The organism is Flavobacterium salilacus subsp. salilacus (genome assembly GCF_004634195.1).
Lineage (GTDB): Bacteria > Bacteroidota > Bacteroidia > Flavobacteriales > Flavobacteriaceae > Flavobacterium > Flavobacterium salilacus.
On record NZ_SKBP01000005.1, the window covers coordinates 111,530 to 136,278 of the forward strand.

Genomic DNA, 24,749 nt, shown 5'->3' on the forward strand with positions numbered 1-24,749 from the left:
TATATAACTCTTGACTGTGATGAGTACTGAGTTGAGTTAATTTTTAGTCATTCTCTTCATCGCTGGAATCTGACATATCGGCTGCCGCTGCATCAATTTCAGGTTTCCATATCTCATGGTATTGTGATTTATCACTTTTTTTAGGCGGTAATCCTATGAGAGTTCTGCCAGCCTCCTGACCACCATATTTAGAGCCTCCTCCGGTAGCGCGCGCTACCACAAATAATCCATCTTTACGATTAAATACCTGTTTGAAAGTCATGCTTCCGCTGGCTATTTTTTTAAGAAATGATCTGGCGAGTTTATCTACTCCGGGTATGCGGGTTTCATGTGGCTCTATAAATTGCGTTAGCTGTATTAAAAGTGATGCGTTAGCCTTAACAGTGGCATTCATGTCGGCAGGCAGTTCCGTACCCAGCTTTATTTTATTATAGATAATAGTTGCCAGTGCAGCATCATCGCCGTAACGTTCCAAGCCTTTAATGATATCGTCATAATTGGTTTTAGGCTTGGCATCTAATCCGTAATCAGCAGGATCTATTCTGAGATAGGGTTGATTTACAAAAGGACCCTTATAAAAATCACCCTTCACATTACCAAAATTGATGATTTTATTATCAAACCCATAATTATGCAGCTTTTGATGATTTAAAACAGCTCTCTCATCTACCGGTTTTGCTTTTTTGTGAAGATTTCTCAGGTAGGAGCGGTGTAAACGATCTATTCCCGAAAGTTTTACTTTTTTTCTTGGCGGTTCATATTCACTTTCATAATCATCGCCAAATGCCTGAGAAAAAGTTCTCTTTCCTAAAAGTTGAACAGGTTTTGAGATATTGCTTATACTTTCCTGTATTTTTCGTTGGGCAACAGCTTCGGGGCGATTATCAACAAGTTGTAGAGTGGGTGTGCGACCGCTTTGTTTTTGAGAAACTGTATTAGCAGCAGCTTTTATTTGGCTGTCTTTATTTTTTTCGGTGTAGGCATTCATAATTTTATAGTTGGTTGGAACTATAAAATAACAGAATAAAAACCAGTTTTGCAAATAAAACAGAAATAATCAGATGTATGAAGTTTTATCCGAAAAACTCTCCAAAATGCCACAATATGCCCGAAGGGTCGTGCACAAAACATTCTTTGCCCCAGTCCATTATACGGATGGGAACAAGCCTTACGCCTTCATATTTTTTGTCTAAGTTTAAAGTGATGAGTTCCTTCCAGAAAATATCTACATCCTCAACTTCCATGAATATCATAGTATTATTTACCCAGTCTTCTGTATAATAATCTTGCAGGTAAAACGCGTGGTTACCGGACTTAAAAACCGAGAGTTTATGTTCGAGTATAGTTTCTTGGAAACCTAAATCGCGATAAAAGTTTCGTGAAACCTCAAAGTTTTTTGCTCCTATAAACGGACGTATTGATTTGGCGTTATGTTGCATGATTGATGATTTTACTGTAAAAATAATTTTTTTTTTGAGCAAATAACCAATCAGCAGATACTAATTTAGAAAAATTTAGTGTCTTTATTTTTCTTTAGGCAGGTAAAGTGTAACAGCCCCTTTTTTAAAAGTTACATCATCCAAATGTCCCATTTGTTTCCTGTCGGCAGTTAGTAAATGCAGGTGTATATAAGTATCATGATGGGTTAAAACAGCTTTATGCTCTGTAGAAAAGAATCCGAGAATATCAACTTTCTGGTTTTTTATCTTATAATGTGTTAATCCCTTATGTGCTTCTTTTGGCGAGCTCACTTTTGTACCTTCGGGTAAATTTACAACGTGAATTTTTACATTTTCTACCGTTCCGTTAAGTTTAAACATAAAAGGTCGGTTTGCCTCTTGGGCTATAGCAGCAAGGTAATTTTCCAGTTCTTTTAATGTACCAATATTTTCGGGTAGCTGTTGCTCCGTCCAGTCGGTAATGGTAGTATATCCAAAAAAGGGTGCTTTTACCTCAAATGTTTCTTCAACAATCATGGCAGTAGGGGATGTTACAGTCGATTTATAACACGTACCATCGAAAATCATTATTTCGCCTTTCAAATACTCAACAGGACCAAGCCCGTATAAATGCTTTTTGTTGGCTATTGTATCAAGGTTTATAGTGCCTTGTAATTCGCCTTTTTGCATTACATTTTTCATTGCACCAACAATAATTACCTCGTTTGTGCTTTTTTTTATTTTGTTTGTACAGGCGATTAATAACGCTATAGTTAACAGTACAAAAAGGGTTTTAAAATTGGCTGACATCTATTTATTAATTTTTGTTTGTGATATATTAATACTTATATAATCATAAGCAGGATTATGAAAACTACAAATGCAATAAAAAAGATTATAGCAGCAATAGAGGGGTTCTCTGCATCTCTCTCAGTTGGTTTACTGTTATCCGAATCGTTATTTGTATTGTTTATTGCCGTAATTTTTTCTATAAATCGGGGGTCGCCGTCAGCAACTTTTAAAAGCTTAGTTTGGATAATGGCTTTTTGCGAACCGTCAAGAAATATACATGATACCAAAACATCATCAATCATTAAATTCTTCGCAACAATATCTTCGGTGTTAATAAGGAAATCGATATTTTTATCCGATAGTATATCGTTAACAATAGTAAAGAGCATAGTTTCATTAATATACCCATTAGCGTTGAGTACACTGTTTTTTATTTTTCTAAAAAGGAGCAAAAGCGTTACTAATGTTGTGTCCTCACTTGTATTTTGACTTTTGTAGTTTTTTTGATATTCCTCAGCATAGTCATAAGCATTGCGCTTGGCTGTATCGCTCAGAACAATATAAGCCTCTGATATCAACTTAAACCGCTCTTCACTTTCCCTGTCACCACCATTTTTATCCGGGTGATACTGTATTGCCAGCAGCCTGTATGCCTTCTTTATCTCGGCTTGCGAGGAAGTAACGGTTACACCCAGTATTTTGTAGTAGTTTGTCATTTAAAAGTTTACTATTTGCAAGCAAGTTAGCGAGAAATAATATTATTTGATTATTACAAAAGTTGTTATACTTAATCTAATCGTCATGTAAAATAGTAGTTATATATTCGAAACGGTGTTCATAATACCCCCCTTCAGGGTTCTGATATGTTATGTGACACATAGGTATACGTATATCTTTTACGTTATTTTCGTGTTTTCGAAATATTTGTTCAAGTAGTTTTATTTGTTCTATACTGTTTGTCCATATAACAGGTTGTATAGTCAGATTATAAGATGGATTATCGAAAAAGGTTGTTTCGTATTTTGATTTTAATTTACTATTTATAATATATTCAATTTCTTCTGAAGTTTTATTTTCTTTGTCTTCAAGATGAATGTTCACTATCTCAACTAAGAATTTTATTTCATCCTTTTTTCTTTTTAGGAATAAATCAGCATGTTTATTTTTATTGTGATAAATTTTTTGTTCAATATTTAATAACTCAATTTCCTCAGTCGACATATATGCATTTAAAGTAGCTATTTCTCCAATAAAATTTAAATATTTATTGTCACAAGACATTAGTACATTCTTAATCAATTTATGAGTAAGATTTAATTCTTTATTATTTAGCCGGTGGAATAGTTGTTCGAACGTAGTATTAATAAAGTCAAACATGGCATAAGACTTTTCATTCTTACGAATAGTTTCGGATATCAACCAAAAAATATTGACCTCTATTATATCTCCCTCTTTATATTTTTTTTTTAGAGATTGACAATGTTTTTTAAAACTCTTATTGATATCGGTCCATGAAATTTCTTTCCCATTCAATAATTTTATCAAATAAGGCATTTGCTTTTCCAATATACTTTTTACATCATATTTTATATCCCTGCTACTCATAATTGTACAAAAATAAATGCTACTTGTAATAAATGCGTACTAAGTAATAATTTTTACAACTTCCCTCTCAAATATTCTCCCGTAACCGATTTAGGATTTTTCGCCACTTCTTCGGGTGTACCAAACGCTACTAAATGTCCGCCGTTTTCGCCGCCTTCAGAGCCAATGTCTATAATATAATCGGAACATTTAATAAGGTCGAGGTTATGCTCAATCACTGTAATAGAATGCCCTTTATCCAATAAGGCTTCAAACGAAGCTAACAGCTTTTGTATATCATGAAAATGCAGCCCCGTAGTAGGTTCGTCAAATACAAACAGTACTTTATCCTTAGTTGTGCCTTTTACCAGGAACGAGGCAAGTTTAATACGCTGTGCCTCACCACCCGATAGGGTAGAGGAGGACTGCCCCAACTGTACATAGCCCAACCCAACATCCTGCAAGGGTTGCAGCTTTTGGGTTATTTTAGTTTGCTTATGCTCGGTAAAAAATGCCACAGCATCATCAATAGTCATGGTTAATATGTTATCGATGTTTTTACCCTCAAAAGCAACTTCCAGTATTTCTTTTTTAAAGCGTTTGCCGTTACAGGTTTCGCATTCCAAATGCACATCTGCCATAAACTGCATTTCGATAGTTACTTCGCCTTCGCCCTTACAGGTTTCACAACGTCCGCCATCTACATTAAACGAGAAATGTTTTGCCTGATACCCGCGCATTTTCGATAACTTCTGTTTTGAATACAAATCGCGAATATCGTCATAGGCTTTAATATACGTAACAGGGTTAGAGCGCGAACTGCGCCCGATAGGGTTTTGGTCAACATATTCCACGTGCTTAATGTGCGAATAGCTCCCCTGTAACTCGGTAAATTGCCCTGCTTTTTCGCCTACACCGGCAAGTTGTTTTTGTAGTGCCGGATACAGTATTTTTTTGACTAATGTACTCTTACCACTACCGGAAACACCAGTTATTACCGTAAGGCAATCGAGCGGGAAAGTAACATCTATATTTTTAAGGTTGTTTTCGCGCGCACCGATAACATCAATATGATGCTTGAATTTTCGACGTTTTTTAGGTACGCTTATCTCCAATTCGCCATTTAAGTATTTAGCCGTAAGTGAGTCTGATTTCAGGATTTCGTCATACGTGCCTTGTGCTACCAACTCACCGCCAAAAGTACCTGCTTCGGGACCTATATCAATAATCATATCGGCAGCTTTCATAATATCCTCGTCGTGCTCTACCACAATTACAGTATTGCCAAGATTACGCAGGTTTTCAAGCACTTTTACAAGGCGTTCGGTATCTTTTGGGTGCAGTCCTATACTCGGCTCATCCAATATATACATCGAACCTACAAGGCTACTGCCTAATGAGGTAGCGAGGTTAATACGTTGCGACTCTCCACCTGAAAGTGTGGCTGACTTACGATTCAGCGTTAAATAATCTAATCCCACTTCCTGCAAGAAATGCAGACGATTGTTAATTTCAATCAACAAACGTTTGGCTACCTGTTGGTCGTATTCGTTCAGTGTTAAGCCATCAAAAAAATCAATCAGGTTTTTTATCGGTAAATCAACAAGATCTGATATGGTGCGGTCAGCTATTTTTACATGGTTTGCTTCCGGTCGCAGGCGTTTGCCTTTACATACATTACACTTGGTTTTACCGCGATAGCGCGACAGCATTACACGGTTTTGTATTTTGTAATTTTTCTCTTCCAGTTCGGCAAAAAAGGCATCAAGCCCTGTAAAATACTTATTGCCTTTCCAAATCAAAGCCTTATCACTTTCTGATAGTTGAAAATAAGGTTTATGTATCGGGAAATCGAATTTATGGCTATTATTAACCAACTGGTCACGATACCAACCCATGCTTTCGCCACGCCAGGGGAATATGGCATTTTCATAAACCGAAAGGGCTGTATTGGGCACAACCAGCTCTTCATCAATACCTATAATGCTGCCGTAGCCCTCGCAGGCAGGGCAAGCCCCGTAAGGGTTATTAAAGCTGAATAAGTGTACGTTTGGTTCAAGGAAAGTAATGCCATCCAGCTCAAAGTTATTACTGAAAGGCAGTCGGTTGCCTGTGCTTACTTCCTGTAAGTAACATTCGCCTTTGCCTTCGTAAAAAGCAGTCTGTACTGCATCCGCAAGGCGGTTATAAAATTCTTCTTCGTCTTTTACTACAATTCGGTCAACAACCAATAAAACTTCTTTGTTGGCAAAGTCAACACCTGCTATCTCATCAAGGCGCAGGGTTTCATTATCTGCCAAAATACGTGCAAACCCTTGTTGCAGTAATACGCCCAGTTTTTCTTCGAGTGTACGCCCTTTTTCGGTATGTACGGGTGAAAGTAATAACCAACGACTGCCGTCTTCAAATCCTTTTATGGTATTGATAACATCGGTAACAGTGTCTTTTTTTACTTCACGTCCCGAAACAGGGGAGTAGGTGCGCCCCACACGGGCAAAAAGCAGTTTTAGGTAGTCGTATATCTCGGTGCTTGTACCTACGGTACTGCGGGCATTGGTAGTGTTTACTTTTTGCTCTATAGCTATTGCCGGAGCAATGCCCTTTATATATTCTACTTTAGGTTTGTCCAATCGTCCTAAAAACTGACGGGCATAGCTGGATAAACTCTCCACATAACGGCGTTGCCCTTCGGCATACAGGGTGTCGAATGCAAGGCTGGATTTACCGGAACCGGAAAGTCCTGTTACGACCACGAGTTTGTTACGCGGAATAGCGACATCTATATTCTTGAGGTTGTGCAGTTGTGCACCTTTTATAAGGATATTTTTCTTAGGTTCGAGAGTAGAAAAATCTGTTTTTATCATAGCAAAAATCGTAATGTGCAAAGATACGTTTTTCGCAGGAAATTTTTGTTAAGGGAATGGAGAGGGATTTGTTATATTTGGAAGGATATAATAATAATATGGGTGAAATTTATAAAGTAAATTCAATAGAAGAAGCTGTAAGCTTAGCAAAAGAGTATAAAAATTCAGGTAAATATAATTTATTTAGAGGTCAGGCTCAAAATTGGTCTGTTGTGCCAACTATGGGTAGAACTAATAAAGAATTTGATGAAATAAAAGATATAATTGAAAGACTATATTATTTTATGGAATCCCATCAACCATTGCATAAATATATAGATAATAAGGATTGGTTGGTCGCAATAGCTCAGCATTACGGTATTCCAACAAGTTTTATTGATTTTACATCAAATGTTGAAATTGCAGCATTCTTTGCAACAAACTCAAAATCTAATGTTATAGGCAAAGACAGTGTAATAATATGCTTAAATGAAAATGATTTTAATGAATTTATCAGGTTTATAGAAATTATTTTTAAAGAACAGAAAACCCCTACGCCAGAGGTCATATCTATCGATGTAGACAATTTATGGAGATTACAAAGCCAAGAAGGATATTTTTTGTATACACCAGTTATGGACATTGAAAAATTATATAATTTTGATAGGATAGTTTTCCCTTACTCTAAATCTTACGGCAAAAATCTTCAGGATGATATTTATCCTAAAAGAAAAAGTGAATTAGAAATTTTATTAGATCAGTTTTTTAATTCTGAAAAAAGACTAGAAGGATATAAACGAATGCTTGAATTCTCAAAAGAAATAAAAATTCCAATTGAACGCTTTCCTAGTATTAATTTTGACTCGATTGTTAAACCAAATAGTATACATAAAAGTTGGAAATCCACAATATATAAGAAATGGTTGTATTCTTTTAACGAGAGATGGGATTCTACCCGAAAAATACACTATTTAAAAATATCTGTTAATAATGAACTATTGTTTACAGAAATAGAACGATATACTATCATATACGATAAATTATGTGATTTTTTTGAAAACAGTGATGTAACCTCGAAAGATGAAATTAAATTTTCATTGATAGTTGCTCCTAAACTAAATAATAAGTTATCGAAAATAATGAATAGGAGTTGTTCTAGGATATGGGACGGAATGAGAAATCTACCTTATTCTTTAAAAGAAATTATTTACGTTTTAAGTAAATATATTTATTTCGAGATTTTTGACAATAAGAAAGATATATCTCCATTAGACGATTCTGAGTTATTAGTTTTAGAACTTACTAATGAATATAGAAGTGTCACAAGATGTTATGCATCAGAACATTTGATAATTGAAGCGTTTAGAGAAGATATAAATGATATCTTTACTTATCCCGTATTAAATTCTTTAAGTTCTAAAATTCTACTGGAAATTAATGATCCTAGAATAATATTTGATTTTCAAAAACTGTTGTCTTTATTTAAAGCAGAAATAATAATATACCAAGTTTTATATAATAGTGAAAATGAAAAACCTGTTATTTTTTTTACTCCAACCCAGATAACAATTCTTGGTTATGCCTAATAATACACTCACTAACAAAACCTACCTCCTTGAGAAATTTCCCGGTAAAGGTGGGTGGACGTATGCCCAGATACCTGAAATAAAGCCTGATAAATCTGCGCCGTTTGGATGGGTTAGGGTAAAGGGTACTATTGATGATTATGAAATAAAAAATTACCACCTGATGCCTATGGGCAACGGCAAACTATTTTTACCTGTTAAAGCAGAGATACGCAAAAAGATAAAAAAGCAGGCAGGCGATTATATTCACGTCATACTTTATTTGGACGATACTCCTTTAGAATTACCTGAAGAATTAAAACTGTGCCTGCAAAATGAACCTAATGCTTATGAAACTTTTTGCGGTTATACCGATGGCGAGCAAAAAGCTTTTATTGATTGGATATATGCTGCTAAAAAAGAAGAAACCAAAGTGGAGCGTATTGTAAAAATATTGAAAAAGATCGAAAGAGGAGAGCGTTTATAACAATTATAATCCATGCAACCACTTAAGGAATGACAGGTTTTAACATTAATTATTGCAGTTTAAATGTTAAAGTTTAAAATTCTTCTTGTTTTTAACAAATGTTTTATGTTATATTTGGCATATAATTAATTCAAAATTAACATAGCCTATAGAAAAAATTACTTTTTAGGAACGCAGTTTCTTATTTAACGAGAACCAAATTCAAAAAAAAACTAAAAAGTTGTTGCTATGGCTAATGTTGTAATCCCGGACGCTGTCTTGGTTAAAAATTATATAGGCGGAGACGAAAATGCGCTTGCCTGTTTAATCAAAAGACACCAATCAAAAATTTACGGTTTTATCTATTCAAAAGTTACTGACAGGGATATTGCAGATGATATCTTTCAGGATACTTTTATTAAGGTAATCAAAACACTGAAATGTAATGCTTATAACGAGGAAGGTAAGTTTTTGCCTTGGGTTATGCGTATAGCACACAACCTGATTGTGGATCATTTCAGGAGAAACAAGAAAATGCCGATGTTTCGTGAAACAGAAGAGTTTTCTATCTTTTCCATCATGAGCGATAACAGTCCTAATATAGAAAGCAGGATTATTACCGACCAGGTAGAAAATGATGTAAAAAGACTTATTGAAGAACTCCCTGATGACCAGAAAGAAGTATTGCAAATGCGTATGTATCAGGACATGAGCTTTAAAGAAATAGCCGATGTTACGGGCGTTAGTATCAATACTGCATTGGGCAGAATGCGCTATGCATTGATGAACTTGAGAAAAGTAATAGAAAAAAATAATATTATTTTGACCAATTAGGCAATAATAGGAAGTTGCTTTGCGTTGTATAGAAAATAAACAAACAACATTCTGTACATGGCAAAACTTTACTCTAAAAAAAAATTAGCAACTCCCGAAATGTTACCTAAAAAAGAAACGGTCGATTTTTTACTAAATTATTCTAAAGCATTATTAATAGTAAAAACAGGTAACGGTACGTTCGAAAATTTTGCTAATTAAAGTATAAACCTCCTGCGGATTAACGGGAGGTTTTTTTATAATACTCTTCTAAAATCGATTTTCGCCCGATGGTTCGGGTGATGATATCTTTGTCTAAATTCCAGCCACGCGCAGGCGAATATTCGCGTCCGTACCATATAATTTGTAAGTGCAGTTTATTCCATAACTCCTCAGGAAAAAGCCGTTTTGCATCTCTTTCAGTCTGTACCACATTTTTACCATTACTTAAATTCCAACGGTACATCAATCTGTGGATGTGCGTATCTACAGGAAAGGCAGGTATGCCAAATGCCTGGCTCATCACTACACTTGCCGTTTTATGACCTACAGCCGGTAACGATTCAAGAGCCTCAAAACTTGCGGGTACTTCGCCATTATATTTTTCAATCAAAATTTCAGATAATCCGTGTATGCCTTTTGATTTCATGGGGGACAACCCTACGGGTTTTATTATTTCACGTATTTCTGCTACAGATAATTTTACCATGTCGTAGGGATTATCAGCTTTAGCAAAGAGTAGGGGAGTTATCTGATTTACCCGAACATCCGTACTTTGTGCTGACATAAGCACCGCGATAAGCAGCGTATAAGGGTCTTTATGGTCTAAAGGTATGGGTATGGTAGGGTAGATATCATTTAACGTATCTATAACAAATGTTACCTTTTCTGCCTTAGTCATTTTGATTAATTTTATAAAAACAAATATACTATTATGACGACATTAAAAAAAGGAGATAAAGCTCCTGAATTTTCAGGAATTGACCAGGATGGAAACAAACATGAACTTGCCGATTATAAAGGAAAAAAACTGGTAGTGTTTTTTTATCCGAAGGCTAATACTCCCGGATGTACTGCCGAAGCGTGCGACCTGCGCGATAACTTTGATCGTTTTAAAGCTGATAATTATGAATTGCTAGGTGTGAGTGCCGATAGTCAAAAAGCACAGGCAAAATTCAGAGATAAATATAGTCTCCCTTTTCCGTTAATTGCCGATGAAGATAAAAGCGTTATTAACGCTTTTGGTGTATGGGGACCTAAAAAGTTTATGGGTCGTGAGTTTGATGGTATTCATCGTACCACGTTTATTATAAATGAAGAGGGTATTATTGATGAGGTAATTGATAAGGTAAAAACGAAAGAACACGCCGAACAGATATTAGGATAATAAAAAAGCAGCCAAACGGCTGCTTTTTTATTATGTGTCGGCGGCTTGACTGTCACTGCTTTTTTTTATAAAAAATATACCTATAGCCCCTGTTGCTATACCTTGTAACGGGGCTAAGTAAATATTTGACTGCTGTAACCACACAATAGTAGAAGTTTTAGCAAAGGGCTGTGCCAACACTACGCTTGTTACTACCAGTAAATAAAACAAAGAGATAAAGAAAGCAATATTAAAATGAAATTTATCTATCATTCGGCTATTACCATTATTAGCTGCATTATCAAAAATAAATACCGATATAATCAGCGAAAGTGTGGGTAAAAGGTTTTGGCAGAACCAACCCCAGGCTTCGCTTACTTTATTTTCAAATTTACCATTTATAGTCTGTAAAAACATGAGTGCAAATATGGTTGCAGCAACAATAAACCATAGTATTGCAATTCTTTTCTTGGCGGTCTCAAATTGTATTTTCATTGTTGTAAAGCTGTTTTAATTCCGGAAAGGGTTAAGTGTTGCCCTGGTGTTGGGGTTGGTTTTATCATTATTGCATCGTCATTTTCCGGTTTTTTAAACTGGTATATAAGCGCGGTAATTTTATGCTGTGGTGTATATAGCATATTGCTTATAGTGTCGGGCAAATCTGTACTGCCTTTATACATAATAGTATCCGCCCATTGTGTTGTTGCTTCGTTACTATCCGAAAACGATAAAGGCTCTTTATTAATTATAAATACAATAAATCGGTAATAACCTGCCTTTGCAGTTAACAAAGCACTTATATATTCCGATAACGAAAACCCTTCATCATTATAAACAGTTCTTGTCCATCTGTTTTCGCCTGTCAGCGGTTTTCCCTGCCTGTCAGTTTGTTCAAGTTGTGTGGCAATAGCAAAACCATCTTTCACATAAAAATAACCTTTACGCGTATATCCTTTTGTATCTAATGCTTCTCCAATGATTTCGTTGACGTTACCTAATGTTTGCGCTTCGTTAAAATAATTTCCAGACACCTTTTCCACATCAGAAGGTCGGGGTGGTTGCGTAGGAAATTGTGGAAATTTAGGTCTGATTATAGGTTCTCCTACTTCGGGGCAGCCTGAATTAGCACTCGTACCCGGCACATCAGGGCATCTGTCATCTTTGTCTAGCACACCATCCCCATCACTGTCTGCCCACGGGCAACCCTTGTTTTCTTTAGGACCGGCAACGTCGGGACAATCGTCTTCATCATCAGGAACACCATCTCCGTCACGATCCGGGCAGCCTGACAGTTCAAATATTCCTGCTGCAAAAGGGCATTTGTCATCTTTATCAGCTATTCCGTCATTATCCGTATCAGGGCATCCGCCTAAACTTGGCGTCCCCGCATCATTAGGGCACTCGTCATATATATCGGCTATACCATCTTGGTCGGTATCCGTTTTGTTTGGTGATTGCATACTCCTGCAACCTGTTAAACTTATACCTATTGATAAGATAACTATGAATTTAATAATTATTTTCATTTATAAATAATTACAATTTTAAATGTACTCTCCCGCGTTTGCAGGTCGTATTTGTAATGACTTATAAAAGTATATCTTTTTTTAAGTTAAAAACACGTATTGATAATGATTTTTATGAAAAGTAAATGGATAAAATATATTAGAATGTAAAAAGCAGCCAATTTGACTGCTTTTTTATTGACAAAAAAGTCGCTTAATTAATTAATTTCACCAAGCCAGTTAGGAAAAAAGCTATAATAAAATGAGATATAAATAATTTTTTAGAGTTACTCTTTTTTAAACTCAAAATATAATATGAAAAAATAAGGCTTACAATAATAATTATACTCCCTATTAAACCTATTGTATTATTATAAGTAAATACTAACAAAGCGATATAACCACATGATACACCCTTAATCAGATTAGATATAATAACAATCCCTTTTGATAATTCAGTATCGTCATTTTTAAGTACCTGAAATGGCACATAATAAAAAGATAACATAACCAATACAATAAATGTCAATATACCCACCCAATTATACACGATATGTTCTATATACAAAAACACCAGTAATGATAGAATGGAAATCAATATGGGTAGGATTAAATATTTATTTCTTTCAAAAAAAACTGTATCCATAACTTAAAAATTTTTAATATATTTTTATTCTCCGTAATATCCTCGTCTTCTACAATCCCAACCACAAGATGCAGCAGTCCATAAAACATCCGCTCCAGGATTGAGAGCAAACTGAACCCAATCTACTACATTATAGTCCTCATATTCATTTCTCATACACGCAACAACACAGTTTTCCCAAGCTGAAAGTGTTCTACCTTCACCTTCTTCATGATTGTGATTAATATCAGCATTGTGTATAAAAATTTGGAATTTAATTCTAGATATTGTAATAAGAAATTCACTCACTTTCGTTTGGTCTGGAAAATTATCAAATACGAAATTTTCATAAGCTATGACATAATCTACTGAAGGAACAAAATTTAGCTTAAAGCTATCTAATAATGCAGTTTCATCAGAATTAAAATTATTTACATCGATAGGTTTTAATGTTTGAATTTTCCCATCTATGTATGGCTTCAAATCATTCTCATAAGTTGCAGTGGAATCAGTAATGATTTGTTCTACATAGTTATCAATATCTTTATGAACAGCTAATATTGATTCGCCTTCATAATCGTAATTGTTCTTTGAATTCCTAATATAATCTTCATTAAATACTATCGAGTCAGTATTTGACTTTAATTCAAATATTAAAGTATTTTCGCTCTTCAATTGAGATTCAAAAATTTGTAGCTTCTCTTTTAAGTTACTGTTGTTAGTTTCTGATACATAATTTTCATCTTTTGAGCAGGATACAATTAGTAGAGTTGTACTTAGAAAACCGATAATAAACAATCTTATTTTTTTCATTTTGTTTATAATTAATTTGTTGAATATAACAAACTTATATAAAATAAATTTTTCAAACAATTTGACGTCTGTTAAAATTATTTTAAAAACAAAAAAAAATCGAATTTGTATATTATTTCTGTTCAGCTAATACCTTATTGGGATCATACCCAAATAAGTGATTTTTTTTAATAAGCTCGGCAATACCGGCAGGCAGCATATCTTCCCAACCTGTTTGTCCTTTACTTATCATTTTAAGTACTTCGCGTGAAAATATTTTAAGGTGACCTTCTTCCACACCCGGAATATCGATTACTTTACCATTAAACTTAAAGAATTTATACAACTCTTTCATTCGTGGGTGTACTTTAAGATTTTCAGAGGTTATAATAGTTCCGTCTTCATCTTCCATCGGGTATAAAAATACTTTAAGATCTCGGTAAAACAGTTTACCAAAAGCTTCCAGTATTCCTCCGCTTAGGTGTCGGTAATATTTTTCGTCAAATATGTCTATAAGGTTATTTACCCCCATAGCAAGCCCCATCCGGGCTTTTGTATAACTTGAAAAATATTCGACAACCTTATAGTATTCCTGAAAGTTAGATATCATAACTGTTTGTCCGAGAGAACAAAGTAACTCGGCTCTGTCCATAAAATCTCTTTCATCTATTTCACCTTCAGAGCGAAGGTTGGAAAGGGTAATTTCAAAAACCACCAGTGTTTTTTCTTTATCCACCCTGTTTTCTTCCAAAAACATTTCGTGCGATTTTTGGAGCATGTCAATGTTTACTTTGGTAACGGGACGGAAACTACCTCTAAGTGCGAGTATATTTTTTTTATATAAAATAGCAGCAGGCAAAACATTATTACCGTCAGGATTAAACATTACCGCATCAGTCATTCCGTTTTTAACCAATTGAAGACTCATCAGTCGGTTATCTACATTGGCAAAGCGAGGTCCTGAAAAGTTGATAGTATCTATTTCGAGCTGGTCTTTATCTAAATTGTCGTATAAGTAACGCAGTAATTTTTTAGGATCGTTATATTTGTAAAAAGCTCCATAAATAAGATTTACCCCAAGTATGCCCAGCGTTTCCTGTTGCAGTCGGGCATCATTTTCTTTAAATCGTATGTGCAGCGTTATTTCGTTATAATCCTCATCAGGCTCTACCTGATATTTTATACCTACCCAGCCATGACCTTTAAACTGTTTGGCAAAGTCGATAGTTGCTACAGTATTGGCATAGCTAAAAAACATTTTGCTGGGGTGTTTATCCCTTTTCAGTCTGTTTTCTATAATGCGTACCTCATGGGTAAGCATTTTTTTAAGGCGACTCTCAGTTACATACCTGCCATCATCTTCCACGCCATATATGGCATCACTAAAATCTTTATCGTATGCCGACATAGCTTTGGCTATTGTGCCGGACGAGCCTCCTGCTCTGAAAAAATGACGTACAGTTTCCTGTCCTGCCCCTATTTCGGAAAAAGTACCGTAAACATTTTCATTAAGATTTATACGTAGCGCTTTATCTTTAGTGGAAGGAACATGTTCTATAATTTTATCCCCCTTTAGGGTTATGTCTTGTTCGGTTAATTTCATAGCGGTGACTGATATATTGCAAAGTTAAAAATTCAGCCAGTTTAATAAAACAAATAATGTTATTTTTGTAAAAAATAAACAATTTTGAAAGTTTGGTTTTTAGGAACAGGAACATCTCAAGGCATACCGGTTATAGGTTCAGACCATCCGGTATGCCTGAGCGATGACCCAAGGGATAAACGCCTTCGTGTTTCTGTATGGATACACTGGGAGAATTATTCTTACGTTATAGATTGCGGACCCGATTTCAGGCAACAAATGTTAGTATCAAAATGCCCGCAGGTAGATGGGATACTGTTTACACACGAGCATGCCGACCATACAGCAGGGTTGGATGATATAAGACCTTTTTTCTTTAAACAGGGTGATATACCAATTTATGGACACAAGAGAGTAATAGAAAGCCTGAAACGACGTTTCGATTATATTTTTGAAGAAGAAGATAAATATCCCGGAGCGCCATCAGTACACGCCATAGAGGTTAAAAATAATAAGCCTTTTACTGTGGGTAATAAAACAGCATACCCGTTTATGGCACTGCACGGCAGCCTGGAGGTATTTGGCTACAGGATAGAGGACTTTGCTTATCTTACTGATGTTAAGACTATTGCGGATGAAGAAATTGCAAAAATAAAAGGAGTTAAAGTTATGGTAGTCAGCGCACTCAGGATAGCCTCGCATCCCACCCATTTTAACCTTGAAGAAGCTCTTGATTTTATTAAAAAAATACAGCCCGAAAGGGCTTACCTCACACACATCAGTCAGCATATGGGGTTTCATGAAGCAGTGCAGCAACAATTGCCTGAAAATGTGTTTTTAGCTTATGATAATTTACAAATAACTATTTAATATAATTATGAAAAAGAATATCTTGTTATACCTGTTTATTTTTTCAGTATTGATAAATGTTTTTACCTATGTATATTTTACTAACAAACAAAAACATGATGCGGAAAAGGTTGATAATCTCAATGTAAGAGTAACATCATTAAAAGACAGCCTGGCAGTAACGACTGATTATTTACAAAGAGCTGATTATTTTTCTTTATCGCAAAATTTAAATGCCCGTAATTACTTTAGAGGACAAGATGCTGATGCTTTGGAGATAAAGGTTAGGGACGGTATTTATGAAAAAAATAAAAACCCTGAAGGAAACCCGCTCATACAATATCCGTCATTAGATGACAACCCCTATAAGATTAATAAAATAAAAGTCATAAATAATCGTTGGATTATTGCTGATTTTACCAATGGTAAGTTGTGGGGTGAGGTGCTTATTAAGTATTTTGTAGAAGATAACGGCGATATTACTTATGAAACTATGGAAGCACTACTGCACGTAAACAGCATGTATTAATATTTTTTGTACATTTAAAATTCAATTTTTACCGATATGAAAAAGCTGTTTCCACTGGCAGTAATGCTCTTTTTTCTCGTTTCGTGCGAGCATATACTTAAAGATACCGAAAATAAAGAAACCGTGGAGAAAGGCGACAAAAGGGTAATATTAGGTACTGATAAAGATGCCAATGGTTGTGTCACATCTGCAGGATACCGCTGGTCATCTATAAAAAATCAATGCATACGCGTTTTTGAAGAAGGTTACCGCCTTAATATTGTTGCCGAACTGAAAAGTGAGGGTATATCTAAAAGTGCTTTTGTTATTTTTGAAGAAAAGGGTAACAGAGCCGAACTTTATTTGCCTAACGAAACTGCTGCTATACTACTGGAACGTGAAAAGGAGGGAAGCCCATATAAAAATAATGTATGGTTATTACAGCTTAATAATGGTTACTCTCTCTTAAAAAATGGCGAACCACAGTATGCAGGAGCTGCTATAGAAGAGCAACAAATAACAGGGAGCGACATACAGGAACAGTAATATTCAAGTCGCAGTATTCAGTATACAATTTTACTGTTTATTTAGCCACGCAAGCATATCATAAAAATTTTGCGGCGTTACGCCATGACCTACAGGATACTCCTGATATTCTGCTTCGATACCAAAACTTTTAACAAACTCCGGAGCTTTGCGTGCCCACTCTACAGGAATAACTTGATCTACACTGCCGTGTGATATAAAAAAACGTAGTTTATCTACTTCTTCTTTTTCAATAGTCTCGGTTATAATATCCTCATTAACGTAACCGCTAAGAGCAACAACACTTTTTATTTTTTCAGGATAAGTAAATGCTACGGCATAGCTTAATATACTGCCTTGGCTAAAGCCTATCAGGGTAATATTATCTTTATCTATTGGGTAAGTAGCTATAAGCTCATCAATAAATTTTGCAATAAGGTCACGCGATTGTATTGCCTGTTCATTATCAGAAAATTTATTCATACCGGCATCAAAATTAATTGCATACCAAGCATTACCATAAGGCGGCAGGGCATAAGGCGCTCTTGCCGAAACTATAAAATACTCATCGGGTAACTGCGGTGCAAACGAAAATAGGTCTTCCTCATTACTGCCATAACCATGAAGCAGCAGTAATAAAGGGCTTTTCTCGGTTTTTACTTTTGGTTCTCGTACTACGTGGTATAGTGATAAATTTTGTTGCATTATAAACTTTTAAATGTTTTTTGGAAGAAAGGTCCAAGTACAGGAATAAGATTCATTTGCCCTTGTACTGCACCTAAAAATCCGTATATCCATAATATAAAGAAAAAAATGTAAAAAGCAGAGGAAACCATCCAACTATCAAATAATCCTACCGGATATCCTAAAATGAAAAAAGTAAGGATAACCCCCAATGCCTGACGTATATGGAAAGATGTAAAATAATTTTTCTTTTCGCTGTTCATTACCATTGCTATAATAGTACCAAATATAGTTATGTAGCTAACTATTGCCATAGTTTTTCCTTCTTCAACGGTATTCATATCAGTTAATTTTTATAGTGCTTTTTGATTCTATATCAGTTCTTGAGTCAAATACAACATCATAATAAGAAGCTTCACCAGCCTTACCGCTCACTTCAATTTTTTGTCTGCCGTACTCTGCATCTCTTTTATCAAATACCTTAAAAGTAAGAGCTCCGTTAAAATCGTTTTCTGTAATTATATAAATTACCAATATATTATTATTACCCGAGTCATCTTTTTTAAGATAATATTTACCGATGCTTATACCTTTATTTTTTAATTCGTCTGAAATTACAATTTTGCTGTCAATAGTATTATCTACCCCTTCGCTAATGCCATTAATAAATTCTGTTGCGGTTTCGCCAACGGCTTCACCTCCTTTATTTACAGTATCTTTTGCTTTGTTACAGGAAACAGCAATCAGAGAAATTATTAATAGTTTGAGTAGCTTTCTCATAATATTATTTTTTCAGCATCAATTTTCCGTTATTACAGGTACCGTATGCTTTGCCCTGTAATTCCATACCTAAAAATGCCGAGTTTTTAGATTTAGAAAGTATATTCTGCTTCCCAAAAGTATATTTCACATCAGGGTTAAACAATGTAAACGATGCGGGTTTGCCTTCGGCTATAACATGATCTTCTATCCCAAATAGCTTTTTACCTGCTGTAAGTTTTTTAATAACTGTTTCTAAGGGTAATACGGTAAGTAATGCCCCAAAAGCACTTTCTAATCCTATAGTCCCATCTTTCGCAAGGTCGAACTCCATTTTTTTATTCTCAATATCAATAGGGTTATGGTCTGATGTAATGATGTCGATTGTACCATCAAGTACGCCTGCTATGAGTGCCTGTCTGTCAGCTTCAGGGCGCAGAGGAGGAGTTATCTTATAGCATGTATCAAAATCAGTCAATACCGCATCAGTCAGTACTAAATGGTGTACAGCTACACTACACGTTACATTAAGTCCTTTTACTTTAGCTTCCTTAATGAGTTGTACCGATTTGGCTGTAGATATAGTAGGTATATGCATTTTACCACCCGTATATTCCAGTAAAAATAAGTTGCGGGCTATTTGCAGTTCTTCGGCAAGTGCAGGAATGCCTTTCAATCCCAGCCTTGTACTTACTGTACCTTCATGTACAACTCCTTTTCCTTTTATTTTATCATCCTGTGCATAAGCAATTACCAAACCGTCAAAATCCTGTACATATTGCAGTGCTATTTTTAGAATATTGGCATCCGCAACAGCTTTATTATAATCGCCAAAAGCTACCGCACCTGCATTTTTCATATCAAACAGTTCGGCTATATCATTTCCTACGCTGCCTTTGGTTAGTGCACCTATGGGATGTACTGATGTTGCTGTATTTGCCGCCTTTCCTGAAATGAAATGAATATCTGCCTGAGTATCGGCTATGGGGTTACCGTTGGGTTGTACTGCAACATTGGTAAACCCGCTTAAGGCTGCTGTATTTAAACCATTAGCAAGTGTTTCCCTGTCTTCATATCCGGGTTCGCCAAAACTTACTGAACTGTCAAACCAACCGCGTGAAATATGAAGGTTTTCCAGTTCAATAACTTCCATATGCGGTTCGGTAATACTATTGTGTCCTATTTGTGTTATAATGCCGGCTTCAACCTTTACATCAACTGTTTTGTTGTTGTATTGGCTGTGTTCATCTATTATAGTGGCATTTTTAAATAGTAGGTTCATTTTATTTTACAAATTTTTGAATAAAGAGTTCCAATAATAAAAAGAGGAGTGTACCTATAACAAACCATTTCCACAGCTCATCAGCAGTTCTTTCGGACTGTATATCGTCATATACTGTAGTGACTGATTTAGTTATCGTAAAATTATCGAGTATTGCTTTATTTTGCAAGGCTAAATTACTTTCGCTGCGGGCATAGTTAAAGCTTATGTTTTTTAGGTTTTCACTACTTTTATAAACAGCATAGTTACCTGCTTCTTCAGGATAATCGCCAAAAGAGAGTTTTACTTTACTGCTCAGTACCTGCTGCATGGGTATAAAATCAGTAACATCATTACGCACAGTAACTACTTCATCTTTAGTAAGCAATGCATCGAGTATAAGGCTTTCACTCGTGCCTATGGTTATGGCACTTATGCCTGTTTTACTGCTGTTTTGTGCCATATTGTAGAAGGTAGGCACAATAAGCGGAGAGTTCTGGAAATTACTGTTTGATGCATTAATAGGTGCAGCAAATACATAAGCATTACCCAAACTATTAGTGAGTGATGCCACAAATGGCGTTCCGTCATCATACGTAAGTACGGGTAAAGCATTACCCGAAAGGGTATAGCCGCTATTAACTTTTGGGTACTGAAAATTGTTGGTTTTCTTTTCAAAAACAGTGCGGTACAACGGATGGTTAAACGCTATTTGAGTTATCTGTCTTTCTGTAGTATTTTGAGCGCTATATATAGTATTGCCAAAATTAGTAAGCAACCCGTTAAGGTTTTTCGGGTTACTGTCAGGAGCGGGTATAACCACTACATTACCACCTTTATCATAAAATGATTTTAGGGTAGTAATCAGTGCTTGAGGTATATCTTGAAGCTCGTTTACTATTATAGCATCTTGTTTTTCCAGTGTATTATAATCCAGTGTTCTTAATTCAGATGCTGTAAAATTAAAATCATCAGGAGTATATATCCTTGACAGGAATTTATTTTTATCAGTATCGCCTATGGCAATTACATTGGATTTCTCAGGTTTCGATATACTGAAATAGTAGGTATTATCATAAGCCAGGCTATTGTCGGTTACCGATACATATCCATGAAAATCAGCCTTTGGGATGGTAAATGCAGCAGATTGTTTTTGGGTATCGAACTTTACGACTGTTTTTGCCGTTAGGTTTTTACCGTTATACAGCGCTATTGGTACTTCATTTTCAATAGTGCCGTAAGCCTGCATGTCTATTTTAATTTCATAAAAATTATCCAGTGCTTGTGCGATATATACACTATCTATAGCTACATTGTTTTTATTCTCTGCTTCGGGAATAATGCTATATACAAAGTTGTTAGTTTTAAATGTATTAATATCTTTACTATCAAGGTTTACGGCATCGGTAATAATAATTATATCCTTACCTGTACCGGGCTTTTTTGCGGCTGCTTTAGTAAGCAAAAAATCAGGACGAAAGGGAACATCGGTATAATGTATATTCTGTAACTCTTTCTGTATCGATTTTGTATCGGTATCCCAAAAAGCTCCTGTATTGGTAAGTAATGAAAACTGTTGGTTTTCGGGCGTGTTTTCCAATATATCCTGTACTGCCCGTTTCAATAACTCGCCTTTACTGCCCTTTGCCTGCATAGAGAACGAGTTGTCCAGCAGTATAACCATTTCGTTACCTGTATTTTCACTGTCCTGAGCATTGAAATAAGGCTGTGCAAAAGCGGTAATAAGCAATGCCAGTAATAAAAGACGGGTAATGAGCAACAGCCATTTTTTTATGACCGAACTTTTACGGGTTTGCATGCTCAGTTCTTTCAAAAAACGTACATTGGTAAAGTACTGCTTTTGGAAACGGCGTAATTGAAATAGATGTACCAGAATGGGGATTACCAGCAGGAAAAGAAAGTATAGAATTTCCGGATGTTTAAACTGCATTCGCTTTCAAAGTTTGTCAAAAATACTAATTTTTATTCTAATGCGTGAAGTTATTAACAGGCTTAAATTTTAAATGCGCTTTTAATTCCTATTTTTGTTTTTACTTTAAACTATTTATGATGAAACTATACCGATTACTTATTTTGTTTTCAATAATTACCGCAAATGCGCAGAGCAATTATAAACTTATTGTAGGTACTTATACTAACGAATGCGAAAGCGAAGGAATGTATATATATGATTATAATGCTACAGATGGCGGAGTGAAACTGAAAGGAAGTTCAAAAGGAGTTATTAACCCCAGTTTTCTTACGGTATCGACTGATAGGAAGTATATATACAGTGTAAATGAAAACGGAACTAAAAGCACTATAAGCTCTTTTAAATACATTCAGAGCAATGATAAAATAGAGCTTATTAATAAAAAAGATGCTGAAGGTATAGATCCTTGCCATATTATTACTGATGATACTAATGTAGTAGTGGCTAATTACAGTGATGGTGCTATAACTGTTTTTGGAAAAAAAGGTGACGGAAGTCTTGCTAACCCTAAGCAGGTTATTAAGCATAAAGGTAGCAGTATAGCGCCACAGCAAAAAAGCCCGCACATACATATGGTGCAGTTTTCGCCTGATAACAAGTATGTAATTGCGACCGATTTGGGTGCTGACAAAATGTATGTTTACAATTATAACCCTAAAGGAGATAAAGAAACACTTGTACTAAAAGAAGTGAAAGATATAAAAGCAGGGAGCGGACCAAGACATTTTGTATTTAACCCTAACGGGGTATTCGTATATCTTTTGCAAGAGCTTGATGCTACGCTTACTGTATTTTATTACAACGATGCTAAGATGGAAACCATACAGGAAATTAGTGTAGCACCTCAAGATACAGACGCACAAAATAGTGCTGCCGATATTCATATTACTAAAGACGGTAAATTTTTATATGCTACCAACAGGGGAGAGGTAAACAGTATAACGGTTTTTCAGGTACATGCCAACGGGAAGTTAAGTAAGGTACAACAACTGCCTACAGGAGGTGTTGCGCCACGTAATTTTGCTATTGACCCCGATGAAAATTTTGTACTGGTGGCAAACCAAAAAAGTAATAACATAGTAATATTTAAACGAGATAAAACTACAGGAATGCTTAGTGATACCGGTAACAGGGTAGAGGTATGCCAGCCTGTTTGTTTAGTATTTACAGATAGCAAATAACAATTTTATTTACCTTTTTTTCGTTTTGCAGCTCTTGTTTTTTCAACCCCTCTGTTACGGGGTTTGGTTTTGCGGGGTTTGGTTTTACCGGGACCGCCAAGGTTTACTTTCTTGTTCTTATCTTTCTTATCGTGGAAAGCTTCACCACCGTCTTGCTTAGGGCGTTTCAGTAATAATTTTACTTTCTGCTTTTCTTTCTCAAAATCAAGCAAACGCTCGGCTATTTCAACACTTTCAGGAACGGGTAGTAGCTCCAGTTCCTTATTCATCAGCATTTCAGCTTCTATTTGCTGTTCCTGCTCTTTGGGGCTTATCAGGCTTATGGCTATACCGTCTTTATCAGCACGTCCTGTTCGCCCTATACGGTGAATGTATTGCTCCGGCACTTCGGGAAATTCCATGTTTATTACATGGGTAACATCTGTAATATCAAGTCCGCGCGCCATAACATCCGTAGTTACTATACCTTTAAGTGCTCCCTGCTGAAAAGAAGCCATAGTATTAAGACGGTAATTTTGCGACTTGTTTGAATGTATCACTCCAAATTGTTCCGGGAAATCTTCTTCAAGACTCTCCATGACCAAATCGGCAGTACGCTTGTTGTTTACAAAAACCAGTACACGGTCGTAACCATCTTCTTGTAATAATTGCTTTAACAGGTTTATTTTAGTAAGAAAGTTAGGTACATGATAGCCTAACTGCTGTATTTTTTCGAGGGGAGTACCCGATGTTGCCAGTGAAACTTCTTCCGGAAAATCAAAAAAATCATTCAGCATTTCATCAACATCATCAGTCATTGTTGCCGAAAATAGAATGTTTTGCCTTTTTTGCCTCATCATCGAGAGTATTGATGTTATCTGGAAACGAAACCCAAGGTTAAGTATTTCGTCAAATTCATCAATAACCAGTTTTTGCAGGGCATCAAAGCGTACCACATTATCAAGAGCAAGATCCATAAGTCTTCCCGGAGTGGCAACAAGTATATCTACACCCTCATATACTTTTGTTTTTTGGGTATTTATATTTACACCTCCGTATATACCCAGCGTGCGTACCGACATGTATACCGTTAGTTTTTCAACCTCTTCGGCCACCTGCACCACAAGCTCACGCGTTGGTACTATAATTACCACACGAGGGGTTTCTGTCTTTGCAAACTTCCATTGCTTTAATATAGGAAGTAAGTAGGCAAATGTTTTACCTGTACCTGTTTGCGCAATACCCATCATATCGCGACCTGAAAGTATTACAGGCATAGCACGTTCCTGAATAGGCGTAGGGGTAATGAATCCCATTTCGTCTAATGCTTTTTGTAATGATTTGGGCAGGTCGAAATCTTGAAAAGTGGTCATTTAACTATATTTTCTGCAAAGATAGCGAATTGTAAAATGATTTATGTGATACAGCAGATAATACCAAAATATCAGTAACTGAAAATATATGAAATTTAAAAAGTAAGTTAAAGTGCTGTATAATAGAGTGGAAGGGTTAAGGTTTGATAAAGGGGTATATCCTTAATTTTTTCTATACTGAAAAAGAAACAACATAAAGTGTATTTTTACACTAATTAAATTACAAAAAGGTAAGAGTTTATTGTAATTTAAAGAGATAAAAGTA

25 protein-coding genes and 1 pseudogene are annotated in these 24,749 nt (G+C 35.5%); 9 read left to right on the forward strand and 17 right to left on the reverse strand.

Translation table 11 applies throughout. The features are described from left to right. Nucleotides 1-43: 43 nt before the first annotated feature. The 6 genes from E0W68_RS07830 to uvrA all read right to left on the reverse strand — a co-directional run bounded on the left by E0W68_RS07830 (nucleotide 44) and on the right by uvrA (nucleotide 6,679). Nucleotides 44-988: a hypothetical protein gene (locus E0W68_RS07830; protein WP_135218871.1), complete on the reverse strand. Its 945-nt coding sequence runs from the start codon at nucleotides 986-988 to the stop codon at nucleotides 44-46. 85 nt (nucleotides 989-1,073) lie between these two features. Then, entirely contained in the window at nucleotides 1,074-1,439 is a 366-nt protein-coding gene (locus E0W68_RS07835) for a VOC family protein (protein ID WP_135218872.1), read from the reverse strand. An 84-nt stretch (nucleotides 1,440-1,523) separates the two neighbouring features. Then, a complete protein-coding gene (locus E0W68_RS07840; protein WP_135218873.1) occupies nucleotides 1,524-2,249 on the reverse strand; it encodes an acetolactate decarboxylase in 726 nt (241 codons plus the stop codon). A 35-nt stretch (nucleotides 2,250-2,284) separates the two neighbouring features. Further along, on the reverse strand, nucleotides 2,285-2,947 hold the full coding sequence (locus tag E0W68_RS14030) for a J domain-containing protein (protein WP_135218874.1): 663 nt from the start codon (nucleotides 2,945-2,947) through the stop codon (nucleotides 2,285-2,287). Nucleotides 2,948-3,023: 76 nt separating this feature from the next. Further along, entirely contained in the window at nucleotides 3,024-3,836 is an 813-nt protein-coding gene (locus tag E0W68_RS07850; protein ID WP_135218875.1) for a hypothetical protein, read from the reverse strand. A gap of 53 nt (nucleotides 3,837-3,889) precedes the next feature. Beyond that, nucleotides 3,890-6,679: an excinuclease ABC subunit UvrA gene (uvrA, locus tag E0W68_RS07855; RefSeq protein ID WP_135218876.1), complete on the reverse strand. Its 2,790-nt coding sequence runs from the start codon at nucleotides 6,677-6,679 to the stop codon at nucleotides 3,890-3,892. A 56-nt stretch (nucleotides 6,680-6,735) separates the two neighbouring features. Between uvrA and E0W68_RS07860 the strand changes: the two genes are divergently transcribed. The 4 genes from E0W68_RS07860 to E0W68_RS13835 all read left to right on the forward strand — a co-directional run bounded on the left by E0W68_RS07860 (nucleotide 6,736) and on the right by E0W68_RS13835 (nucleotide 9,724). Continuing rightward, nucleotides 6,736-8,244 (forward strand): FRG domain-containing protein, encoded by a 1,509-nt coding sequence (locus tag E0W68_RS07860; RefSeq protein ID WP_135218877.1) that lies wholly within the window; start codon nucleotides 6,736-6,738, stop codon nucleotides 8,242-8,244. Then, on the forward strand, nucleotides 8,237-8,710 hold the full coding sequence (locus E0W68_RS07865; RefSeq protein WP_135218878.1) for a YdeI/OmpD-associated family protein: 474 nt from the start codon (nucleotides 8,237-8,239) through the stop codon (nucleotides 8,708-8,710). Before E0W68_RS07860 ends, E0W68_RS07865 begins: the two co-directional genes overlap by 8 nt. A 228-nt stretch (nucleotides 8,711-8,938) precedes the next feature. Continuing rightward, nucleotides 8,939-9,523 (forward strand): RNA polymerase sigma factor, encoded by a 585-nt coding sequence (locus E0W68_RS07870; protein WP_135218879.1) that lies wholly within the window; start codon nucleotides 8,939-8,941, stop codon nucleotides 9,521-9,523. 57 nt (nucleotides 9,524-9,580) lie between these two features. Continuing rightward, a complete protein-coding gene (locus E0W68_RS13835) occupies nucleotides 9,581-9,724 on the forward strand; it encodes a hypothetical protein (RefSeq protein WP_162845817.1) in 144 nt (47 codons plus the stop codon). Between the two features lie 19 nt (nucleotides 9,725-9,743). Here the strand turns inward: E0W68_RS13835 and E0W68_RS07875 are convergent, their stop codons facing one another. Further along, on the reverse strand, nucleotides 9,744-10,403 hold the full coding sequence (locus E0W68_RS07875; RefSeq protein ID WP_135218880.1) for an endonuclease III domain-containing protein: 660 nt from the start codon (nucleotides 10,401-10,403) through the stop codon (nucleotides 9,744-9,746). Between the two features lie 33 nt (nucleotides 10,404-10,436). Here E0W68_RS07875 and bcp point away from each other — a divergent pair, with 33 nt between their 5' ends. Continuing rightward, nucleotides 10,437-10,889, forward strand: a complete 453-nt coding sequence (gene bcp, locus E0W68_RS07880; protein ID WP_135218881.1) for a thioredoxin-dependent thiol peroxidase — start codon at nucleotides 10,437-10,439, stop codon at nucleotides 10,887-10,889. Between the two features lie 30 nt (nucleotides 10,890-10,919). Here the strand turns inward: bcp and E0W68_RS07885 are convergent, their stop codons facing one another. From E0W68_RS07885 to E0W68_RS07900, 4 genes and pseudogenes are all read right to left on the reverse strand, one after another. Next, a complete protein-coding gene (locus tag E0W68_RS07885; RefSeq protein WP_135218882.1) occupies nucleotides 10,920-11,363 on the reverse strand; it encodes a hypothetical protein in 444 nt (147 codons plus the stop codon). Nucleotides 11,364-11,959: 596 nt separating this feature from the next. After that, nucleotides 11,960-12,394 (reverse strand): annotated as a pseudogene (locus tag E0W68_RS13960) (thrombospondin type 3 repeat-containing protein); the annotation flags it as partial. Nucleotides 12,395-13,043: 649 nt separating this feature from the next. After that, complete coding sequence (locus E0W68_RS07895) at nucleotides 13,044-13,811, reverse strand: hypothetical protein (RefSeq protein ID WP_135218884.1); 768 nt, start codon at nucleotides 13,809-13,811, stop codon at nucleotides 13,044-13,046. A gap of 112 nt (nucleotides 13,812-13,923) precedes the next feature. Continuing rightward, nucleotides 13,924-15,393 (reverse strand): TonB-dependent receptor, encoded by a 1,470-nt coding sequence (locus E0W68_RS07900; RefSeq protein ID WP_135218885.1) that lies wholly within the window; start codon nucleotides 15,391-15,393, stop codon nucleotides 13,924-13,926. Between the two features lie 84 nt (nucleotides 15,394-15,477). Here E0W68_RS07900 and E0W68_RS07905 point away from each other — a divergent pair, with 84 nt between their 5' ends. From E0W68_RS07905 to E0W68_RS07915, 3 genes are read left to right on the forward strand one after another with little or no spacing between them, the layout of a single operon-like run. Next, nucleotides 15,478-16,242: an MBL fold metallo-hydrolase gene (locus tag E0W68_RS07905; RefSeq protein WP_135218886.1), complete on the forward strand. Its 765-nt coding sequence runs from the start codon at nucleotides 15,478-15,480 to the stop codon at nucleotides 16,240-16,242. A gap of 7 nt (nucleotides 16,243-16,249) precedes the next feature. Then, nucleotides 16,250-16,750 carry a hypothetical protein gene (locus tag E0W68_RS07910; protein WP_135218887.1) on the forward strand — a complete coding sequence of 167 codons (501 nt, stop codon included), beginning with the start codon at nucleotides 16,250-16,252 and terminating at the stop codon, nucleotides 16,748-16,750. Between the two features lie 36 nt (nucleotides 16,751-16,786). Beyond that, nucleotides 16,787-17,275 (forward strand): hypothetical protein, encoded by a 489-nt coding sequence (locus E0W68_RS07915; protein WP_135218888.1) that lies wholly within the window; start codon nucleotides 16,787-16,789, stop codon nucleotides 17,273-17,275. A gap of 30 nt (nucleotides 17,276-17,305) precedes the next feature. On the opposite strand, the gene E0W68_RS07920 is transcribed toward E0W68_RS07915, so the two are convergent. The 5 genes from E0W68_RS07920 to E0W68_RS07940 are packed head-to-tail and all read right to left on the reverse strand — an operon-like array spanning nucleotide 17,306 to nucleotide 21,909. Then, complete coding sequence (locus tag E0W68_RS07920) at nucleotides 17,306-17,959, reverse strand: alpha/beta hydrolase (RefSeq protein ID WP_135218889.1); 654 nt, start codon at nucleotides 17,957-17,959, stop codon at nucleotides 17,306-17,308. Beyond that, nucleotides 17,959-18,279 (reverse strand): DUF4870 domain-containing protein, encoded by a 321-nt coding sequence (locus E0W68_RS07925; protein ID WP_135218890.1) that lies wholly within the window; start codon nucleotides 18,277-18,279, stop codon nucleotides 17,959-17,961. Before E0W68_RS07925 ends, E0W68_RS07920 begins: the two co-directional genes overlap by 1 nt. 1 nt (nucleotide 18,280) lies before the next feature. After that, nucleotides 18,281-18,718, reverse strand: coding sequence for a hypothetical protein (locus E0W68_RS07930; RefSeq protein ID WP_135218891.1), 438 nt, complete (start codon nucleotides 18,716-18,718; stop codon nucleotides 18,281-18,283). A 4-nt stretch (nucleotides 18,719-18,722) separates the two neighbouring features. Continuing rightward, nucleotides 18,723-19,979: a dihydroorotase gene (locus tag E0W68_RS07935; protein ID WP_135218892.1), complete on the reverse strand. Its 1,257-nt coding sequence runs from the start codon at nucleotides 19,977-19,979 to the stop codon at nucleotides 18,723-18,725. A gap of 1 nt (nucleotide 19,980) precedes the next feature. Then, complete coding sequence (locus tag E0W68_RS07940; RefSeq protein WP_135218893.1) at nucleotides 19,981-21,909, reverse strand: vWA domain-containing protein; 1,929 nt, start codon at nucleotides 21,907-21,909, stop codon at nucleotides 19,981-19,983. Nucleotides 21,910-22,025: 116 nt separating this feature from the next. Between E0W68_RS07940 and E0W68_RS07945 the strand changes: the two genes are divergently transcribed. Further along, nucleotides 22,026-23,132, forward strand: coding sequence for a lactonase family protein (locus E0W68_RS07945; protein WP_135218894.1), 1,107 nt, complete (start codon nucleotides 22,026-22,028; stop codon nucleotides 23,130-23,132). A 5-nt stretch (nucleotides 23,133-23,137) separates the two neighbouring features. On the opposite strand, the gene E0W68_RS07950 is transcribed toward E0W68_RS07945, so the two are convergent. After that, on the reverse strand, nucleotides 23,138-24,484 hold the full coding sequence (locus tag E0W68_RS07950; protein WP_135218895.1) for a DEAD/DEAH box helicase: 1,347 nt from the start codon (nucleotides 24,482-24,484) through the stop codon (nucleotides 23,138-23,140). Between the last annotated feature and the right edge of the window lie 265 nt (nucleotides 24,485-24,749).

Bases quoted from the DNA above. Each gene is read 5' to 3' on its own strand.
- E0W68_RS07930 (WP_135218891.1), bottom strand. From the start codon at position 18,718: ATGAGAAAGCTACTCAAACTATTAATAATTTCTCTGATTGCTGTTTCC.
- E0W68_RS07860 (WP_135218877.1), top strand. From the start codon at position 6,736: ATGGAGAGGGATTTGTTATATTTGGAAGGATATAATAATAATATGGGT.
- E0W68_RS07850 (WP_135218875.1), bottom strand. From the start codon at position 3,836: ATGAGTAGCAGGGATATAAAATATGATGTAAAAAGTATATTGGAAAAG.
- E0W68_RS07840 (WP_135218873.1), bottom strand. From the start codon at position 2,249: ATGTCAGCCAATTTTAAAACCCTTTTTGTACTGTTAACTATAGCGTTA.
- E0W68_RS07835 (WP_135218872.1), bottom strand. From the start codon at position 1,439: ATGCAACATAACGCCAAATCAATACGTCCGTTTATAGGAGCAAAAAAC.
- E0W68_RS07950 (WP_135218895.1), bottom strand. From the start codon at position 24,484: ATGACCACTTTTCAAGATTTCGACCTGCCCAAATCATTACAAAAAGCA.
- E0W68_RS07885 (WP_135218882.1), bottom strand. From the start codon at position 11,363: ATGAAAATACAATTTGAGACCGCCAAGAAAAGAATTGCAATACTATGG.
- E0W68_RS07870 (WP_135218879.1), top strand. From the start codon at position 8,939: ATGGCTAATGTTGTAATCCCGGACGCTGTCTTGGTTAAAAATTATATA.
- E0W68_RS07865 (WP_135218878.1), top strand. From the start codon at position 8,237: ATGCCTAATAATACACTCACTAACAAAACCTACCTCCTTGAGAAATTT.
- E0W68_RS13835 (WP_162845817.1), top strand. From the start codon at position 9,581: ATGGCAAAACTTTACTCTAAAAAAAAATTAGCAACTCCCGAAATGTTA.
- E0W68_RS07920 (WP_135218889.1), bottom strand. From the start codon at position 17,959: ATGCAACAAAATTTATCACTATACCACGTAGTACGAGAACCAAAAGTA.
- E0W68_RS07830 (WP_135218871.1), bottom strand. From the start codon at position 988: ATGAATGCCTACACCGAAAAAAATAAAGACAGCCAAATAAAAGCTGCT.
- E0W68_RS07895 (WP_135218884.1), bottom strand. From the start codon at position 13,811: ATGAAAAAAATAAGATTGTTTATTATCGGTTTTCTAAGTACAACTCTA.
- E0W68_RS07945 (WP_135218894.1), top strand. From the start codon at position 22,026: ATGATGAAACTATACCGATTACTTATTTTGTTTTCAATAATTACCGCA.
- bcp (WP_135218881.1), top strand. From the start codon at position 10,437: ATGACGACATTAAAAAAAGGAGATAAAGCTCCTGAATTTTCAGGAATT.
- E0W68_RS07910 (WP_135218887.1), top strand. From the start codon at position 16,250: ATGAAAAAGAATATCTTGTTATACCTGTTTATTTTTTCAGTATTGATA.
- E0W68_RS14030 (WP_135218874.1), bottom strand. From the start codon at position 2,947: ATGACAAACTACTACAAAATACTGGGTGTAACCGTTACTTCCTCGCAA.
- E0W68_RS07875 (WP_135218880.1), bottom strand. From the start codon at position 10,403: ATGACTAAGGCAGAAAAGGTAACATTTGTTATAGATACGTTAAATGAT.
- E0W68_RS07940 (WP_135218893.1), bottom strand. From the start codon at position 21,909: ATGCAGTTTAAACATCCGGAAATTCTATACTTTCTTTTCCTGCTGGTA.
- E0W68_RS07915 (WP_135218888.1), top strand. From the start codon at position 16,787: ATGAAAAAGCTGTTTCCACTGGCAGTAATGCTCTTTTTTCTCGTTTCG.
- E0W68_RS07935 (WP_135218892.1), bottom strand. From the start codon at position 19,979: ATGAACCTACTATTTAAAAATGCCACTATAATAGATGAACACAGCCAA.
- E0W68_RS07925 (WP_135218890.1), bottom strand. From the start codon at position 18,279: ATGAATACCGTTGAAGAAGGAAAAACTATGGCAATAGTTAGCTACATA.
- E0W68_RS07900 (WP_135218885.1), bottom strand. From the start codon at position 15,393: ATGAAATTAACCGAACAAGACATAACCCTAAAGGGGGATAAAATTATA.
- uvrA (WP_135218876.1), bottom strand. From the start codon at position 6,679: ATGATAAAAACAGATTTTTCTACTCTCGAACCTAAGAAAAATATCCTT.